At 72.3% G+C, this 17,260-nt stretch carries 13 protein-coding genes; 7 read left to right on the top strand and 6 right to left on the bottom strand.

The window, feature by feature from the left end:
- Positions 1 to 34 precede the first annotated feature (34 nt).
- The 3 genes from ABZ194_RS10940 to ABZ194_RS10930 form a co-directional block, all read right to left on the bottom strand.
- Positions 35 to 3,088, bottom strand: coding sequence for an FAD-dependent oxidoreductase (locus ABZ194_RS10940; protein WP_355594738.1), 3,054 nt, complete (start codon positions 3,086 to 3,088; stop codon positions 35 to 37).
- Between the two features lie 361 nt (positions 3,089 to 3,449).
- Positions 3,450 to 4,088 carry a lipoyl(octanoyl) transferase LipB gene (gene lipB / locus ABZ194_RS10935; protein ID WP_355594736.1) on the bottom strand — a complete coding sequence of 213 codons (639 nt, stop codon included), beginning with the start codon at positions 4,086 to 4,088 and terminating at the stop codon, positions 3,450 to 3,452.
- A gap of 58 nt (positions 4,089 to 4,146) precedes the next feature.
- Positions 4,147 to 4,332, bottom strand: coding sequence for a PspC domain-containing protein (locus ABZ194_RS10930; RefSeq protein WP_355594734.1), 186 nt, complete (start codon positions 4,330 to 4,332; stop codon positions 4,147 to 4,149).
- A gap of 236 nt (positions 4,333 to 4,568) precedes the next feature.
- Here ABZ194_RS10930 and ABZ194_RS10925 point away from each other — a divergent pair, with 236 nt between their 5' ends.
- The 4 genes from ABZ194_RS10925 (at position 4,569) to ABZ194_RS10910 (ending at position 9,344) form a co-directional block, all read left to right on the top strand.
- Positions 4,569 to 5,408: an undecaprenyl-diphosphate phosphatase gene (locus ABZ194_RS10925; RefSeq protein WP_355594732.1), complete on the top strand. Its 840-nt coding sequence runs from the start codon at positions 4,569 to 4,571 to the stop codon at positions 5,406 to 5,408.
- 96 nt (positions 5,409 to 5,504) lie between these two features.
- Complete coding sequence (locus ABZ194_RS10920) at positions 5,505 to 8,150, top strand: ATP-dependent helicase C-terminal domain-containing protein (RefSeq protein ID WP_355594730.1); 2,646 nt, start codon at positions 5,505 to 5,507, stop codon at positions 8,148 to 8,150.
- A gap of 152 nt (positions 8,151 to 8,302) precedes the next feature.
- Entirely contained in the window at positions 8,303 to 9,154 is an 852-nt protein-coding gene (locus tag ABZ194_RS10915) for an SPFH domain-containing protein (RefSeq protein WP_355594728.1), read from the top strand.
- The gene (locus tag ABZ194_RS10910; RefSeq protein WP_355594726.1) at positions 9,147 to 9,344 is read left to right on the top strand and encodes a hypothetical protein; all 198 of its coding nucleotides are present in this window, start codon (positions 9,147 to 9,149) and stop codon (positions 9,342 to 9,344) included. The genes ABZ194_RS10915 and ABZ194_RS10910 overlap by 8 nt, the downstream gene beginning before the upstream one ends.
- A gap of 79 nt (positions 9,345 to 9,423) precedes the next feature.
- Here the strand turns inward: ABZ194_RS10910 and ABZ194_RS10905 are convergent, their stop codons facing one another.
- From ABZ194_RS10905 to deoC, 3 genes are all read right to left on the bottom strand, one after another.
- Entirely contained in the window at positions 9,424 to 10,455 is a 1,032-nt protein-coding gene (locus ABZ194_RS10905) for an aldehyde dehydrogenase family protein (protein WP_355594724.1), read from the bottom strand.
- Between the two features lie 182 nt (positions 10,456 to 10,637).
- Complete coding sequence (locus ABZ194_RS10900) at positions 10,638 to 12,065, bottom strand: aldehyde dehydrogenase family protein (RefSeq protein WP_355594722.1); 1,428 nt, start codon at positions 12,063 to 12,065, stop codon at positions 10,638 to 10,640.
- A 9-nt stretch (positions 12,066 to 12,074) separates the two neighbouring features.
- A complete protein-coding gene (gene deoC / locus ABZ194_RS10895; protein WP_355594720.1) occupies positions 12,075 to 13,055 on the bottom strand; it encodes a deoxyribose-phosphate aldolase in 981 nt (326 codons plus the stop codon).
- Positions 13,056 to 13,428: 373 nt separating this feature from the next.
- Between deoC and ABZ194_RS10890 the strand changes: the two genes are divergently transcribed.
- From ABZ194_RS10890 to ABZ194_RS10880, 3 genes are all read left to right on the top strand, one after another.
- Positions 13,429 to 13,602 (top strand): hypothetical protein, encoded by a 174-nt coding sequence (locus ABZ194_RS10890; RefSeq protein ID WP_355594718.1) that lies wholly within the window; start codon positions 13,429 to 13,431, stop codon positions 13,600 to 13,602.
- A gap of 118 nt (positions 13,603 to 13,720) precedes the next feature.
- Positions 13,721 to 16,591, top strand: a complete 2,871-nt coding sequence (locus ABZ194_RS10885; protein WP_355594716.1) for an AAA family ATPase — start codon at positions 13,721 to 13,723, stop codon at positions 16,589 to 16,591.
- A gap of 44 nt (positions 16,592 to 16,635) precedes the next feature.
- Positions 16,636 to 17,235: an XRE family transcriptional regulator gene (locus ABZ194_RS10880; protein WP_355594714.1), complete on the top strand. Its 600-nt coding sequence runs from the start codon at positions 16,636 to 16,638 to the stop codon at positions 17,233 to 17,235.
- Positions 17,236 to 17,260: the final 25 nt, after the last annotated feature.

Raw genomic sequence — 17,260 nt, 5'->3', positions numbered from 1 at the left:
GCAGAGGAGTGGGAGCGCGCTTCTCAGCGGAGGGTCATCCCGGGAGGCGTCTGACTCGTTCGGCGGCCGGGTCGTAGAGAGGTTCGGCTGCGACGGTGGCGCCGACCAGGGTACCGGTGACGCCGATCTCCACGCGGTCGCCGGGGGCGGTCCCGGCGGGCAGGTAGGCGTAGGCGATCGAGTGGTCAACCCGGTGGCCGTACCCGCCGCTGGTCACCCGGGAGGCGGGCTCACCCCCGAAACGGACCGGCTCACCCCCGAGGCAGATCTGCTCGGAATCGTCCAGCACGAGGCAGCGCAGCCGCCGGGCGGGGGCCTTGTCGCCCCGCTCTCCGGCGGACCCGTTCGACGCGCCCCGGTCTCCGCTGGAACCGTTCGACGCGGATCGGCCTCCGGCGGCGCCGTTCGAACCGGTCCGGCCGAGGAAATCCTTGTCGTGGGCGACCGCGAACCCCAGGCCCGCCTCGGCGGGGGTGGTCTCCGGGGTGATGTCCAGGCCCCAGACGCGATAGCCCTTCTCCAGTCGCATCGAGTCGATCGCGCGGTAGCCCCCGGGACGCATGCCGTACGGCCTGCCCGCCTCCATGAGCGTGTCCCACAGCGTGAGCGCGTACTCCGACGGGCAGTACAGCTCCCAGCCGAACTCGCCCACGAACGTCACCCGCTGGGCCAGCACCGGGACGCCGCCGACGGCGATCTCCCTGGCCTTCATGTATCCGAAGGTCAGGTCGTCGTCCGAGAGCGATCCGAGGATGGCCAGCGCCTGCGGCCCCCACAGGCAGTAGCAGGCGTGGGCCGAGGTGACGTCCTGGACGTCGAGGCCGTGGCCGCGGAGCCAGGCCGCGTCGTGGACACCGGAGGCGGTGCCGGTGACCAGGCGGAACCGGTCCTCGGCGAGGCGGGTGACGGTCAGGCCGGCCTCGATGCCGCCGCGCTCGTTGAGGAGCTGGGTGTAGACGACCGAGCCGGTAGGCCGGTCGAGCCGCCCGGCGCACACCCGCTGGAGATCCTCCAGGGCCCGGTGACCGGACACCTCCAGCTTCGAGAACGAGGTCCGGTCGAACAGCCCGGCGGCGTCCCGGGTGGCCAGGCACTCCTGGCGGATCGCCGGGGACCAGACCCGGCCCGCCCAGCCCGCCGGGCGACCTCGCCGCGACGAGCCCTCGTCGGCCGGGCGCGGATCCAGGCGGCCGATGACGGAGGGGCCTCCGCCGAAGAGGCCGGCCTTGGACCAGATCGAAATGGAGGGGTCCGGAAACGACAGCCCGGTTCCGGTGGAGTCCGCGTCCACCAGGTCCACACCGAACAGATCCGGGGTGAAGGTGCCGGTGCCGGGCGGCCCCGGAAGGCCCGCCCCCACCGGATCCAGGGGAGACAGGGAAGACAGGCCGGCGCCGGACGCCGCGAGGTCAGGCAGGCCCATGGCCGTCGGGTCGGCGCCGGACAGGTCGGCGGCCGGCAGGCCCGGGTCAGGCAGACCCGTGGCCGCCGGGTCGAACATACCGGACAGCTCGGGGTCCGGCAGGCTCCCCCCACCCGGGACGACGGTGAACGGGCCCGGGATGGACAGGCCGGCAAACGGGTCCAGCGGGGAGGGGTCGGTGTTGGCCTCGAACCAGTTGACCCGCTCCCAGCCCGACTTCTCGCCGAACACCGCCCCCATCTCCGCGTGCCGTACCCAGGCGGGAGAGCGGCGCAGCGGCCGGGCCGTGGTGCGCTCCTCACCCGGATGGACGATGTCGCAGTAGGTGGAGTAGGAGTCCAGCGCCCTGGCCCGCGCCCATCGGGTGGACCGGGCGTGGGCCCCGAACCTGCGAAGGTCCATGCCGAACACGTCGTACTCCGGCGTGCCGCCCACGATCCACTCGGCCATGACCTTGCCCACGCCGCCCGCCGAGGCCGCCCCGTGGACGCAGAGTCCGGTCGCCGCCCACAGCCCCCGGACGGCGGTCTCCCCCAGCAGGAACTCCCCGTCGGGGGTGAACGCCTCGGGGCCGTGGACGGTCTTCGCGATCGAGGTACGGCTCAGCGCGGGTAACCTCCGCCCCGCCGATTCCCATAATTCCTGAAATTTCGGCGTATCGGGGGCGAAAAGCGTCCGGGGCTCCGCCAACGGGCGTTCGGTCTCCCAGACCCCCGTCGCCCGGATGTAGCCCCCCACCAGGATCCCGCCGTCCTCCTCCCGGAAGTAGACGAGGTTGTCGGGGTCCTGAACCGTGGGCGTGGTGGAGGAGACCCCGAAGGGCTCGGTGACGACGTACTGGTGCCTGATCGGCACGACCGGGATGTCCACCCCGGCCAGCCTCCCGACCCGCCCGCTGGCGGCACCCGCCGCGATGATCACGACGTCGGCCCGCACCGACCACTCCTCCGCTCCCGGCACCGCTCCCGGCGTGGCCCTTGACGCCGGACCCGAGGTCGCACCGGACGCCGGATACCGGTCACGCTCCGACGCAGGCGAGGCGTCGGCTCCCCATGCCGTGTCGGACGTGGCGTCGGACTCCGGGCCGGACGCCAGGCGGACCCCGCGGACCTCACCGCCCACCACGTCGATCCCCGTCACCCGGGTGCCGGTGAGGATCCGCACCCCCAGCTTCTCCGCCCCGGCCGCCAGAGCCCTGGCCAGCAGCACCGGGTCGAGCCAGCCGTCCCCGGGCAGCCAGAGCGCGGCGCGGACGTCGCTCACGTCGAGGAGCGGCAGCATCTCCCCCGTCTCGGCCCCGGAGAGAACCGACAGGTCCAGCCCGTAGGTCTCTCCGGCCCCCGCCAGCCGTAGCGACTCCTCCACCCGCTCGGGTGTGGTCGCCAGGCGGAGCCCTCCGACCCCTCGCCAGCCGGGATCCATTCCGGTCAGCTCGGCCAGCTCGGGGTAGAGACCGGCCGAATACATGATCATCTTGCTCTGGGGGGCGGTCGAGCGGAGCCGGCCCACGAATCCGGCCGAATGCCAGGTGGTCCCCTCGGTCAGCGCGTGTCGCTCCACCAGAATCACCTCGGTCCAGCCCAGCCTGGCCAGATGGTAGGCCACGCTGCACCCGGCCACCCCACCGCCGATCACGACGGCCCGCGCGGAGTCGGGAAGGTTCAAAGTCGGCAACCCCTCTGTGACAGCTCGTCCGCAGAATCGGATCAATGGTATGAAGGTAGGCCAAAGGAGTTCGGCATGCCAGATGCTCCGGCAGACGTCCGGAAATGCGCCGGACAGCCCGTTGGCCAGATGCCGATCAAGGGCAGGTCCGGGCACCCGATCACCCGGCCGGGCTCGGCCACCGGATTACCCGCCTGACCGTGGAAGACGGGCGGCGCCGACTCTCCCGGACGCCCACGGATCCTCTCATCCGGGCGCGCCGCCCCCTTCACATCCGGCGTATCCGGGCTGGGAGACCCGGACTGCCCGAGTGGAACGCGAGAGGGCTCAGTCGGCCGAGCCGACCCCGGCGACGGCCCGATCAGCGTGCCTCGAACGCCTCGGCCACCGCGGCCCGGACCCGGTCCATCACACCGGCGGCGGCGGACTCCCGGCTCAGCGAGGTCATGTCGACCTCGGGCATGCCGCAGGCCACCGCCCAGTTCCACGGCGTCAGGTCGCCGTCGACGTTGAGGGCGAACCCGTGGCTGGTGACCCCCCGGCTCTGCCGCATGCCGATCGAGACGATCTTACGGCCCGTCTCCGTGGTCCACACGCCGGTGAGCAGCTCGGAGCCGGGCGGGGTGTCGCGGCGCTCGGCCGAGACGCCGAGGGCGCCGAGCGCGCGGACCAGACGGAGCTCGACCTCCCGGACGTAGTCGACGATCCCCTCGGTCTCACCGAGCTTGACGATCAGATAGCCGACCAGCTGGCCGGGGCCGTGATAGGTGAGCTGCCCCCCCCGGCCCGTGGTCACGACGGGGATGCCCCGGGAGGGGTCGGGCAGGTGCCGCTCGGGCGTGCGCCTGCCGATGGTGTAGACCTGCGGGTGGCTGAGCAGCCAGAGCGTGTCGGGGCGCTCGTCGCGCTGCCGCCGACCGACCAGGTCGGTCATCCGCTCCATGGCCTTCTCGTAGTCCACCAGATCGTCTCGCAGCAGTGCCAGCGGCCGTTCCCTCATACCCCCAGCCTAATTTCAGCGAAGGCACGCCCGCGCCCCGGCGGCACCGGCCCGCGGCTCAGTAGCGGGCCCGCGGAGCCTTCGGGACGAGAACCCACATGACGAGGTAGAGGACCCACATCGGTCCCGGCAGGAGCGAGAGCAGCAGCCACAACACCCGGACGACCGTGGGCGACCAGCCGATGCTCTCCGCGATCCCACCGCAGACCCCGGCGATTATCTTGTGGTTCGTCGAACGATGCACTTTTCCTCCCTGGTCATGGTCTCTTCATCTGATCCAACGAAGCGCGAAGACGTCCCCGTTCCCGGTGTACCCCTGAGAAAACCCTGACAGGGTCGGTTCCCGCCCGGCCGGCCGATCCGGCGGTCCCCGTCGTGATCGCTCGGCCGGGCGCGCTCCTCCCCGGTCCGGCCGGCGCGTCACGGGAGGTCCCGGGCTCCGCTAGCCTCGCGTACGTCACGCACGCGCTGGGACGGAAGGTGCCCAAGTTGATCGGCTGGTTCGAAGCGGTGGTCCTCGGGCTCATTCAGGGATTGACGGAGTTTCTGCCCATCTCGTCCAGCGCCCACGTCAGGGTCGTGTCGGCCCTGTTCGGCTGGGAGGATCCGGGGGCCGCGTTCACCGCGGTGATCCAGATCGGCACCGAGGCCGCGGTGGTCATCTACTTCCGTCAGGAGATCTGGGAGATCATCTCCACCTGGGTCCGCGCGCTCTGGACGCCCGCCCTGCGCACGCACCACGCCGCCCGGATGGGCTGGTACATCATCGTCGGCACCCTGCCGATCGTCGTCCTCGGCCTGCTGTTCAAGGACAGCATCGAGACCGTCTTCCGCGACCTGCGCCTGATCGGCACCACGCTGATCGTCTTCGGCCTGATCCTCTGGCTGGCCGACCGCACCGCCCGCAACAAGCTCACACTGAAGAAGCACCTCAGCTTCCCGCACGCCCTGGTCTACGGCTTCGCCCAGGCGCTCGCCCTGATCCCCGGCGTCTCCCGCTCCGGCGGCACGGTCAGCGCCGGCCTGCTGCTGGACTACCGCCGGGAGGAGGCCGCCAAGTACTCCTTCCTGCTGGCCATCCCCGCCGTGCTGGGCGCCGGCCTGCTGGAGCTTTTCAAGATCGGCGACGGTACGGCCCCCGACTGGGGCCCGACGATCCTGGCCACCGTGATCTCGTTCATCGTCGGCTACGCCGCGGTGGCGTGGTTCCTGAAGTACATCAGCACCCACCGCTTCACCGGCTTCGTGATCTACCGGATCATCCTCGGCGTCCTCATCATCACCCTGGTCGGCCTCGGATACCTCGACCCCTCCGCCTGACCGGGCGACCCGAGCCCCCTCACCGGACCGCGCACGTTCAGTACGTCGGCCGCCCCGTCCGGCGCGGGAGGGCGGCCGGCGGAGGAGACTGACAGGGTGCGTTCCGACTGGTCCGGCCTTCCCGTCCGTCACGTTCTGCCCGAGCTGTTCACCGCCCTGGACGAGCGTGGCGTCGCCGTGCTCACCGCGCCGCCCGGCACCGGCAAGACCACCCTCGTCCCACTCGCGCTGGCCGGGCTGCTCGGCGGCTCGCCATCGAGGCGGGTGGTCGTGGCCGAGCCCCGCCGCCTGGCGGTGCGGGCCGCGGCCCGGCGGATGGCGTGGCTGCTGGAGTCGGAGGTCGGGGCGGAGGTCGGGTTCTCGGTCCGCGGCGAACGCCGGGCCGGCGCGGAGACGGTGGTCGAGGTCGTCACCACGGGAGTCCTTCTCCAGCGGCTCCAGCGTGACGCCGAACTCGCCGGGGTGGATGTGGTCCTGCTGGACGAGTGCCACGAACGTCACCTGGACGCGGACACCGCCCTGGCCTTCCTTCTCGACGTCCGCGCCACCCTCCGGCCCGATCTGCGGCTCGTCGCGGCCTCCGCCACCGCCGACGCCGGCCCCTGGGCCCGGCTGCTGGGCTCCGGCGCCCCCGGCGCCCCCTCGGGCGGCCTTCCGGGCGTCGCCGTACCCGGGTCCGAGGCCGCCGGGGCGGCCCCGGTGGTGCACGCCTCCGGAACCGCGCACCCGGTCGCCCCCGTCTGGGTGCCCCCGCCCAGGACGGTGACCCCACCGCGCGGGCTGCGGGTGGACCCCGCGTTCCTGTCCCATGTCGCCGGCGTCGTACGGCGGGCACTGGCCGAGCACCAAGGGGACGTGCTCTGTTTCCTGCCGGGGGTCGGCGAGATCGGCCGGGTGGCCGCGATGCTCCAGAACGGCGAGGCGCTCCAGGAGGGTGACGGCCTCCAAGACGGCAGGCGGCTCCGGGAGACCGAGGCGCTCCGGGACGGTGGGGCGCTCCGGAGGGTGGAGGTGCTTCAGGTGCACGGCCAGGCCCCCGCCCATGTCCAGGACGCCGTACTCTCACCCGGCGCGAACCGGCGGGTCGTGCTGGCCACCTCGGTCGCCGAGTCGAGCCTCACGGTGCCGGGTGTCCGGATCGTGGTCGACTCCGGCCTGGCCCGTGAACCCCGGACCGACCACGCCCGCGGGCTCGGCTCGCTGACCACCGTCCGCGCCTCCAGGGCCTCGGCCGTCCAGCGGGCCGGCCGGGCCGGGCGCGAGGCCCCCGGCGTGGTGTACCGATGCTGGTCGGCGGCGGAGCACGACCGGCTCCCCGACCACGCCCAGCCCGAGATCGCCCTCGCGGACCTGACCGGCTTCGCGCTCCAGGCCGCCTGCTGGGGCGACCCCGCCGCCACCGGTCTGGCCCTGCTCGATCCGCCCCCGCCCGCCGCGATGGACGCCGCCCGGCGGACCCTGCGCGCCCTCGACGCGCTGGACTCCCCAGACGGCCGGGTCACGGCCAGGGGCCGCCGGATGGCCGGGGCCGGAGTCCATCCCCGGCTGGCCAGGGCGCTGCTCGACGCCGGGCCCGGGGCGGCCGAGGTGGTGGCGCTGCTGTCGGAGCAACTTCCCAGGGACGCGGGCGACGACCTGGTGGCGATCTGGCGGGCCGCCCGGCGGGGCGGCGACGGCTTCTCGGCCCGCTGGCGCCGGGAGACGCGGCGTCTCGTCCGGGCCGCCCCCTCACCCGACCGGACCTCAGGGACCGGCCGGGACCGGGCACCGGAGCCGGGCGACGACACCGTGGCCGGGCTGGTCGTGGCGCTGGCCTACCCGGAGCGGGTGGCCAGGCGGCGTGGCGGCTCCTATCTGATGGCGTCGGGGACGGCGGCGGACCTTCCGCAGGGCTCCCGGCTGAGCAGCGCGGAGTGGCTGGCGATCGCGGTCGCCGACCGGCCCTCGGGGTCGGCGACGGCCCGCGTCAGGCAGGCCGTCGTGATCGACGAGGAGATCGCCAGACTCGCCGCGGCCCCGCTGTACGGCTCCGGCGAGGAGATCGTGTGGCGGGTCCCGCCGGGCGAGCGGCGCGGCGACGTCTCGGCGCGCCGGGTGGAGCGCCTGGGCGCCGTCGAGCTGTCCTCGGTACGGCTCAGCGGCGCCGACGTCAGGCCCGCCGTCCTGGACGGCCTGCGCACCGAGGGCCTGTCGATCCTGCGGTGGACCCCCGAGGCCGTCGCCCTGCGGGAGCGCCTGGCCTTCTGTCACCGCGCGCTCGGCGATCCGTGGCCGGCGACGGACGACGACGCCCTGGTGGAGGCGGCCGGCCGGTGGCTGGAACCGGAACTGTCCCGTGTCCGCCGCCGGTCCGACCTGGAGCGCCTCGACGTGGTCTCGGCGCTGCACCGCCTGGTTCCGTGGAGCGCGCGCCTGGAGGAGACCGCCCCGGAGCGGATCGAGGTGCCGAGCGGCTCGCGGATCAGGGTGGACTACTCGGGTGACCGGCCGGTCCTGGCCGCCAGGGTGCAGGAGCTGTTCGGGTGGGACGAGGCGCCGCGCGTGGCCGGGGTGCCGCTGGTGGTCCATCTGCTCTCCCCGGCGGGACGGCCGGCGGCGGTCACCGCCGACCTGGCCGCCTTCTGGCGCGGCGACGGCTACCGCTCGGTCCGCGCCGAGCTCCGGGGGCGCTACCCCAGGCATCCGTGGCCCGAGGATCCGCTGTCCGCGGTGGCCACCCGCCGCGCCAACCCCCGCCGCTGAGCCGGCGGACGCCCTCACCTCATCGAGGCCGGCCCCCACCCCCGTCTGCGGACACCCATTTCCGGGACAAGCGGTAAGAGAAACATGCGGTTATATGTCCGATGATGATGCGCTATCTTGGTGATATCACTTCGATAGCAAAGGTGGAGTACATGGAGCGACGTGCCTTCCGGGTCAACGGCTTCGCCGTTCTGGTCGGGCTGCTGGTTCTCGGCGTCGTCATGGCAGGAGCGGGCTGGGCCGCCGGAGTCCCGGCTCTCATCGGCGCCGCCGTCGCGTGGGTGATCGTGGCGGCCGTCGCGGCCAGCGGGTTCGTGGTGATCAATCCGAACGAGGCGAAGGTCGTGCAGTTCCTCGGCCGCTACGTCGGCTCCGTGAGCGACGCGGGATTCCAGTGGGTGTTGCCGTTCACCACCAAACGGCGGATCACCCTCCGGGTGCGCAACTTCGAGACGGCCAAGCTCAAGGTGAACGACGCCGACGGCAACCCCGTGGAGATCGGGGCCGTCGTCGTCTACCGGGTGACCGACAGCGCCAAGGCCGCGTTCTCCGTGGACGACTACGAGGAGTACGTGGCGATCCAGTCCGAGGCCGCCGTGCGGCACCTGGCCACCAGCCACCCCTACGACGCCCACGACGAGGGCCGCACCAGCCTGCGTGACGGCGCCGAGGTGGCCGCCGAGCTCACCACCGAGCTGAGCGACCGCACCGAGCTGGCGGGCGTGGAGGTGCTGGAGGCGCGGATCACCCACCTGGCCTACGCGCCCGAGATAGCCCAGGCGATGCTGGTCCGCCAGCAGGCGGCCCAGGTGGTCGCGGCGCGCACCCAGATCGTGGCCGGCGCTGTTGGTATGGTCCAGCTGGCACTGAACCGGCTGGCCGAGGAGGGCGTCGTGGAGCTCGACGAGGAGCGCAAGGCTCAGATGGTGTCCAACCTCCTGGTCGTCCTGTGCGGAGACCGGGCGATCCAGCCGGTGGTCAACGCCGGCAGCCTGTATGCCTGAGCGGAAAAAGGTCCTTCTCAGGCTCGATCCGGCCGTCTACGAGGCGATCGCCAGATGGGCGGCCGACGACCTGCGGAGCGTCAACGCCCAGCTGGAGTACGCCCTCCGCCTGGCGCTCAAGGGAGCGGGCCGCGGCCTCAGGCCGCCCGAGCGGGACAACGCCAACGAGCCGGACCAGACCTCCGGCTGAGGTGACGCGCCTCCCCGGCGCGTCTCCCCCCGCGGGTCAGACGCCGGGGGGTAGGCGCCGGGGGGGTAGGCGCCGAGGGTCAGATCCCGGTGGGATGCCAGACGGTCTTGGTCTCCAGGAAGGCCGTCAGCCGCCTGGTGCCGGGGTCGGCGAACCAGTCGGTCCCCGAGGCCGCCGGGGGCGCCGAGGTCGCGGGGGCTCCCGCGCGCCCCGGGCGTGCCGCCTCCCCAGCCCCCTTGGCCCCCTGCGGCCCCTCGGCAACCCCCTCGGCAACCCCGTCGGAACCCCCGAAGGCTCCCGGAGCCCTGGAAGTCCTGCCGCCCCCGGCCGGCCGGAAGACACGTTTGAGGTTCTCCGCCGCGGCCTCCTCGCACGCGATCGCCAGGTCCCCGTCGGCGACGCCGGTCAGGTCGACGGCGTTGACGTCCATGTGCGAGGCCAGCCAGGGGGCGATCTCCCCGACCGAGCCGGTGAGGATGTTGACCACACCGCCCGGCAGGTCGGAGGTGGCGAGCACCTCGGCCAGGGTGATCGACGGCAGCGGTGCCCGCTCGCTGGCGACCACGACGCAGGTGTTGCCCGTGACGATCACCGGGGCGATCACGGAGACGAGCCCGAGCAGCGGATCGTCCGGGGCGATCACCGCGACCACGCCGGTCGGCTCCGGCGAGGAGACGTTGAAGTACGGCCCGGCGACCGGGTTGGCGGACCCGGCCACCGCGGCGATCTTGTCGGACCAGCCCGCGTACCAGACCAGCCGGTCGACGGCCGCGTCCACGACGTCCCGGGCGTCCCCGGCCCTCCTGGTGCCCGCCTCGGTCAGTTCGGCGACGAACTGCGCCCGGCGGCCCTCCAGCATCTCGGCCACCCGGTAGAGGATCTGCCCCCGGTTGTACGGGGTCGCGCCCGACCAGCCCGCGAAGGCCCCGCGCGCGGCGGACACCGCGTCACGGGCGTCCTTGCGGGACGCCTTGGACGCGTTGGCCAGGAAGTCACCCTTGGAGGAGGTCACCACGTAGGACCTTCCGCTCTCCGAACGAGAAAACGCCCCGCCGATGTACAGCTTGTACGTCTTGCGCACGGCCAGCCGCACGGATTCGGCCCTACTCATCTCCCTGCCCTCTCCACGTGCTCTCCTGTTGCGCCAGCCGCGCCGGCACGAAGATCTGACCGCAGCGGCTCACCCCGCACCGGTGGGCGAACCAGCCCCGCGGCACGGGACGGCCCACACGGGCGAGGTCGTGGCCCTGGGTGGCCCGGACCCGGCGGGAACGGCGCCGCCTCCTGGGATGGTCACACATCGAGATACGCCTCCAGCCCGTGACGGCCGCCCTCTCTGCCGTATCCGGACTCCTTGTACCCCCCGAACGGGGAGGCGGGGTCGAATCGGTTGAAGGTGTTGGCCCACACGACCCCCGCGCGCAGCCGGTCCGCCATCCACAGGATGCGCGACCCCTTCTCGGTCCACACCCCCGCCGACAGGCCGAACGGGGTGTTGTTGGCCTTCTCCACGGCCTCGGCCGGGGTCCGGAAGGTCAGCACGGACAGCACCGGCCCGAAGACCTCCTCCCGGGCGATCCGGTGCGACTGGGCGACACCGGTGAAGATCGTCGGCGGGAACCAGAAGCCCTTGTCGGGCAGCGGGCAGACCGGAGACCAGCGCTCGGCGCCCTCCACCTCTCCGAGGTCGGAGAGTTCGCGGATCTTCGCGAGCTGGGCCGCGGAGTTGATCGCGCCGATGTCGGTGTTCTTGTCCAGCGGATCACCCAGGCGGAGCGTGGTGATCCGCCGCTTCAGCGCGTCGAGCAGTTCGGTGGCGACGGACTCCTGGACCAGCAGCCGCGAGCCCGCGCAGCAGACGTGCCCCTGGTTGAAGAAGATCCCGTTGACGACGCCCTCGACCGCCTGGTCGAGCGCGGCGTCGTCGAACACGATGTTGGCGGCCTTGCCGCCGAGCTCCAGGGTGACCTTCTTACCGGACCCGGCGACGGACCGGGCGATCAGGCGGCCCACCTCGGTGGAGCCGGTGAAGGCGACCTTGTCGACGCCCGGGTGGTTGACCAGGGCGGCGCCGGTCTCACCGGCACCGGTCACGATGTTGACCACGCCCGGCGGGAGGTCGGCCTGCAGGCAGATCTCCGCGAACAGCAGCGCGGTCAGCGGGGTGGTCTCGGCCGGCTTGAGAACGACCGTGTTGCCGCAGGCCAGCGCGGGAGCGATCTTCCAGGCCAGCATGAGCAGCGGGAAGTTCCACGGGATGACCTGACCCGCCACGCCGAGTGGCCTGGGGTCCGGGCCGTACCCGGCGTGGCCGAGTTTGTCGGCCCAGCCGGCGTAGTAGAAGAAGTGCGCCGCGACCAGCGGCAGGTCCACGTCGCGGGACTCGCGGATCGGCTTGCCGTTGTCCAGGGACTCCAGCACGGCCAGCTCGCGGGAGCGCTCCTGGATGATGCGGGCGATCCGGAACAGATACTTGGCCCGCTCGGAGCCCGGCATCGCCGACCAGGTTGCGAAGGCCCTCCCCGCGGCCCGAACGGCCCGGTCGACGTCCGCCTCGGTGGCCCAGGCGACCTCCGCCAGGACCTCCTCGGACGCGGGGTTGACGGTCTTGTGCGGCTCCTCGCCCTGGGAGTCGACCCACTCGCCGCCGATGAACAACCGGTGGGACGGCCTGATGTCGACGACGTCACGCGCCTCGGGCGCCGGTGCATATTCAAACATGTGGACGCCTTAGTCGAGGGTGAAGTAGTCGGGGCCCGCGTACCGGCCGGTGGCCATCTTCTGGCGCTGCATCAGCAGGTCGTTGAGGAGACTGGAGGCGCCGAGGCGGAACCAGCCGGGGTCCAGCCAGCCCTCACCGACGGTCTCGTTGACCAGGACGAGCATCTTGACGGCGTCCTTGGTGGTCTTGATGCCGCCCGCGGGCTTCACCCCGACCTTGCGGCCGGTCGCCGCCAGGAAGTCGCGGACCGCCTCCAGCATGACCAGCGTCACCGGGAGGGTCGCGGCGGGCTGCACCTTTCCGGTCGAGGTCTTGATGAAGTCGCCCCCGGCCAGCATGGCCAGCCAGGACGCCCGCCGTACGTTGTCGTAGGTCGACAGCTCACCGGTCTCCAGGATCACCTTCAGGTGCGCGCCGTGCCCGCCTCCCGGCTCTCCCCGCGCTCCGGTTCGGCCGCAGGCCGCCTTGACCGCGGCGATCTCCTCGAAGACCTTGAGGTAGTCACCGGAGAGGAAGGCTCCCCGGTCGATCACCATGTCGATCTCGTCGGCTCCCGCGGCCACCGCGAACGCGGTCTCGGCGACCTTGACGTCCAGCGGCGAGCGGCCGCTGGGGAACGCGGTCGCGACGCCGGCCACCTTCACCCCGGAGCCGCCGAGCGCGCTCACCGCCTCGGCGATCAGGTCGGGGTAGACGCACACGGCGGCCACCTTGGGCACGGAGGGGTCGCCCGGGTCGGGACGGACCGCCTTGGCGCACATCGCGCGGACCTTACCCGGCGTGTCGGCGCCTTCGAGGGTGGTCAGGTCCACCATGCGGATGGCCAGGTCGATGGCCTCGGCCTTGGCGGTCGTCTTGATCGATCGGGTACCGAGCATCGCGGCTCGCTGGTCGGCGCCCACACGGTCGACACCCGGCAGGCCGTGGAGGAGGTTTCGCAGCGCGACGTTGGACGTGGCCAGGTCGGCGAGCGACGTCGTAGTTGACACCTCTCCAGCATGCCGACTGGTGTGATTAGTTCCAAACTGGACACCACCCAGTCCCTCCACTCGTTTTCGTCAACATTCGCCGAGTTCAGCGCGGGGCACGGCGGGACACCTCTCCCGCCCTCCCCCTCTCCCGCCCGCCGTCCCGGGTGCCCCTTCTCCCCCGCTGTTCCCGCTGTGCGCCCCTTCCGGCCGGGCCCGCGCACCCTTCTCCGCGGCGTGTCTAAGTCGGACCGCCCCGCCCTAGGTAGTCCCGGCGCGACGGCCGCGCGGAGATAGGGCATCCGTCCGATGTGGCGAGGGGGACCTTAGGACGAATCTTGAGTGTGTAAGGAATTCGCACCACCCGGCACCGACTCCCAAGGAGAGAGCAGAGATGCTTCCCGAGTTCCACCGTCAGATGATGTCCCAGCGCACCGCCGAGCTCCGCAGGGCGGCGGACGAGCACCGTCTCGCCCGCGAGGCGCGGAAGGCCGAGGAGAAGGCCGCGAAGAACGGCTCCGGCGGTGAGCGCCGCCGGGGTCTCTTCAGCAGGATCCTTCCCGCATGACCGTGTCACGAGAGCCCGGCCGCACCCCGAGGCCCGGCCGGGCCTCTCAACCCCCATGAGAGCCTTCCCGTCTTCCGCTGAGCGATAAATAAGAAGATGTCGCTATATAAGGCATGAAATGCTGGAAGACATGATGGGTCGGGCGGTAAGTCCCGTTTTTGTAGGGCGAGAGGCCGAGCTCGCGGGCCTGGGGGAGGCTCTTGAGCAGGCACGGAACCACACGGCCGCGGCCGTTCTGCTCGGCGGCGAGGCCGGGGTCGGCAAGACACGGCTGACCGGCTGCTTCGCCGAACGCGCCGCCAAGGACGGCGCCCACGTGCTCGTCGGGGGCTGCGTGGAACTGTCCACCGAAGGTCTCGCCTACGCCCCGTTCACCGCGGTGATCCGCCAGCTCGTGCGCGAGTCAGGCGCGGAGGAGGTCGCCGCCCTGCTGCCCGAGGGCGCGGCACGCGACCTGGCCAGGCTGCTGCCCGAGTTCGGGGAGCCGAGCGGAGACGTGAAGAGCGACACCGCCAGGGCCCGGCTCTTCGAGCAGATCCTCACCCTGCTGGAACGGCTGGCGGAACGCCGGCCGGTGGTCCTGATCATCGAGGACATCCACTGGGCCGACCGGTCCAGCAGAGACCTGATCGCCTTCCTCAGCCGGAACCTGCGCGCCGCACCGGTCCTGATGGTCCTCACCTACCGCTCCGACGAACTGCACCGCCAGCACCCGCTCCGGCCGGTGCTCGCCGAACTCGGCCGCCTGGACGGGGTTCTCAGACTGGACCTGCCCCGGCTCACCCGGGACGAGGTGGCCGCCCAGATGGCCGGCATCCTCGGCAGGCCCCCGGAGTTCGCACGGGTCGGCAAGGTCTTCGAGCGCAGTGAGGGCATCCCGCTGTTCGTCGAGGCGCTGGTCGAGTGCGGGGGCGACTCCTCCTTCCCCGACTCACTCCACGACCTGATGATCGGCACCATCGAGCAGCTCCCCGACGAGACCCAGCGCATGCTGCGCACGGCCGCCGCCGGTGGGATCCGGGTCGGCCACGACCTGCTCGCCGCGGTCAGCGGGCTCTCCGACACGGACCTGGAGGACGCGCTGCGGCCCGCCGTCGCGGCCAACGTGCTACAGGTCGCCGACGGCCGGGCCTACGCCTTCCGGCACGCCCTGATCCGCGAGGCCGTACACGACGAACTCCTGCCCGGCGAGCACGTACGGCTGCACGCCCGCTTCGCCGAGGAGATCGGCAGGGACCGCACCCTGGTCCCGCACGGCCGGGCCCCCATCGAGATCGCCCACCACTGGTACGCCGCCCGCGACGACCTCTGGGCCCTCGTCTCCGCCTGGGAGGCGGCGGGCAAGGCCGCGAAGACCTTCGCCTACAACGAGAAGATGCAGCTGCTGGAGCGGGTGCTCACACTGTGGAGCAAGGTTCCCGACGCCTCGGCCCGGATCGGCGTGGACCACACCACGGTGCTGGAGCAGGCGTCGGAGGCCGCCCACGCCTGCGGTGAGAGCGACCGGGGCATGAAGTTCGTCAAGGGCGCGCTGGCCGAGCTGGACGAGAAGGCCGAACCCGAGCGGGTGGCCGGGCTGGTCGTACGGCTGTCGCAGTTCAAGCTGGCCAAGCGCAAGCCCGGAGCCCTCGACGACCTGCGCTACGCCGAACGGCTGGTCCCCCACCCCGGGCTGGACCGGGCGCACGTGCTGTCCAGGCTGGGCTCCTACCTCATGTTCAACGGCGAGGTGGCCGAGGGCACCGCGCTCACCGAGGAGGCGCTGCGGATCGTCCGCGAGCACGGTGACGAGCGCCTGGAGGCCGATCTGCTGCTCAACCTCGCCCTGGGCCACTCGATCGAGGGATGCCACGACGCCACGATCGCCGTCAACTCGGCCGCCCAGGCGATCGGCGAGCGCAGGGGCTCCGACAGCGTCGTCCTGCGGGCCCTGGCCAACAACGTGGACGCGCTCAACAGCATGGGCCGATCGGCCGAGGCGGTCGAGCTGGCGCTCGAAGGCGAGCGGCTGGCCAGGAAGTACGGCCGCTACCGCGTCTCGGGGACGTTCATCGCCAACAACCGGGCCGAGGCGCTGGAGGCGCTGGGCCGCCTCGACGAGGCGGCCCAGCTGGCCGAACAGGCGCTCACCATGGATCCGCCCCTGCGCACCCGGCATCACCTGCGCCGGGTTCGCGCCAGCGTGGCGATCGCGCGCGGGCAGACCGATGTGGTCAGGTCGGTGCTGAACGAGGTGGACGCCTTCACGGCGCAGGAGGAGTTCACCCAGGAGTGGACGACCAACGCCCGGCTCAGGGTGGGCCTGCACATGCTCGACGGCGAGCCCCTGGCCGCGCTGGAGGCGGTCGAGCAGACCCTCCTGGAGGCCAGGAACACCCGCAGGACCGTGCTCGGCTGGCGGACGCTCGCCCTGCTGGCCGGGGTCTGCGAGGTCACCGAGGCGTTCGCGCCCAGACGCGCGGCGGCGCTGCGCCGCCGGGTGGAGGAGACGGCGGCCACGATGAAGGCGCACAACCCGGTCGCCGCGGCGTACCGGCTCTGCGTCGACCGTGACCACGACGGCGCGGCCACCGCCTGGGAGCGGTTGAGCCGTCCCCTGCCGCGCGCCGCGTCGCTGCTTCACTCGGGGCGGGCCGCGGCCGGCGCGGGTGACCGTGAGAGCGCCTCCGAACGGCTGCGCGCGGCTTATCCGATCGCCCTCGGCCTGTCGGCCCGGCCGCTGGTCACGGAGATCGAGGCTCTGGCCCGCCGGGTCGGCGTCTCCCTGACGGAGAAGGAGGCCGCCTGCGCCGAACCCCTGCTCACGCCGCGCGAGCACGAGGTGCTCCGGCTGGTCGCCCTGGGGCGGTCGAACCGCGCCATCGCCGCCGAGCTGTTCATCTCGGCCAAGACCGTCAGCGTCCACGTCTCGAACATCCTGGGTAAACTCAACGTCTCGACCCGGGGCGAGGCCGCGGCCGCGGCCCACCGCCTCGCCCTGATCGGCTGATTCCCGCATCATGGGGGTCGGCCAGGGTGGGAGAGGGGAAGCACGTGCGGAGCGAGAGCGGCATCGCCGCCGGCATGGTCCCCGCCCCTTCGGAGGCGGCGGGGGTGCGCGGGGCGATCGCGGCCAACCTGCGCCGCACCCGGCTGGCCCGCGGTCTCAGCGTCCGCGAGCTGGCCGAGCTGACCGGGGTGAGCAAGGCGTTGATCTCCCAGGTGGAACGCGGCGTCGCCAACCCCACGGTCGAGGTGCTGTCCCGGCTGGCGACCACCCTTGAGCTGACCTTCGGCGAGCTGACCCGGATCCACCTGGTGGGCCCCGAGGTGATCCGCCGGGGCGACGGTGTCCCGCTGCCGGTCGGCGGCAGCACGATCCGCACCCTGTTCGCAGCCCCGGACCGGCGCCGCTTCGAGCTGGCCGAGGGCGACATCCCGGCGGACACCCGGAGCGCCAAGAGCTCGCACGGCCGGGGCTCGGTGGAACACGCCTACGTCGTGTCGGGCGAGGTGACCGTCGAGACCGGCGAGTGGTCGGTGACCCTCGCCGCGGGCGACGCCCTGCGGTTCACCTCCGAGTCCGACCACGTCTACGCCACCGGCCCCGTTCCCTGCCGGGTGCTGACGCTGATCTCCTTCTCCGAGGACTGAACGGGGAGGGCGCGTGGCCTCGGAG

Origin of the sequence: Streptosporangium sp. NPDC006007 (genome assembly GCF_040614315.1) — a bacterium.
GTDB lineage: Bacteria > Actinomycetota > Actinomycetes > Streptosporangiales > Streptosporangiaceae > Streptosporangium.
This window is presented reverse-complemented; position numbering and strand designations above follow the sequence as displayed.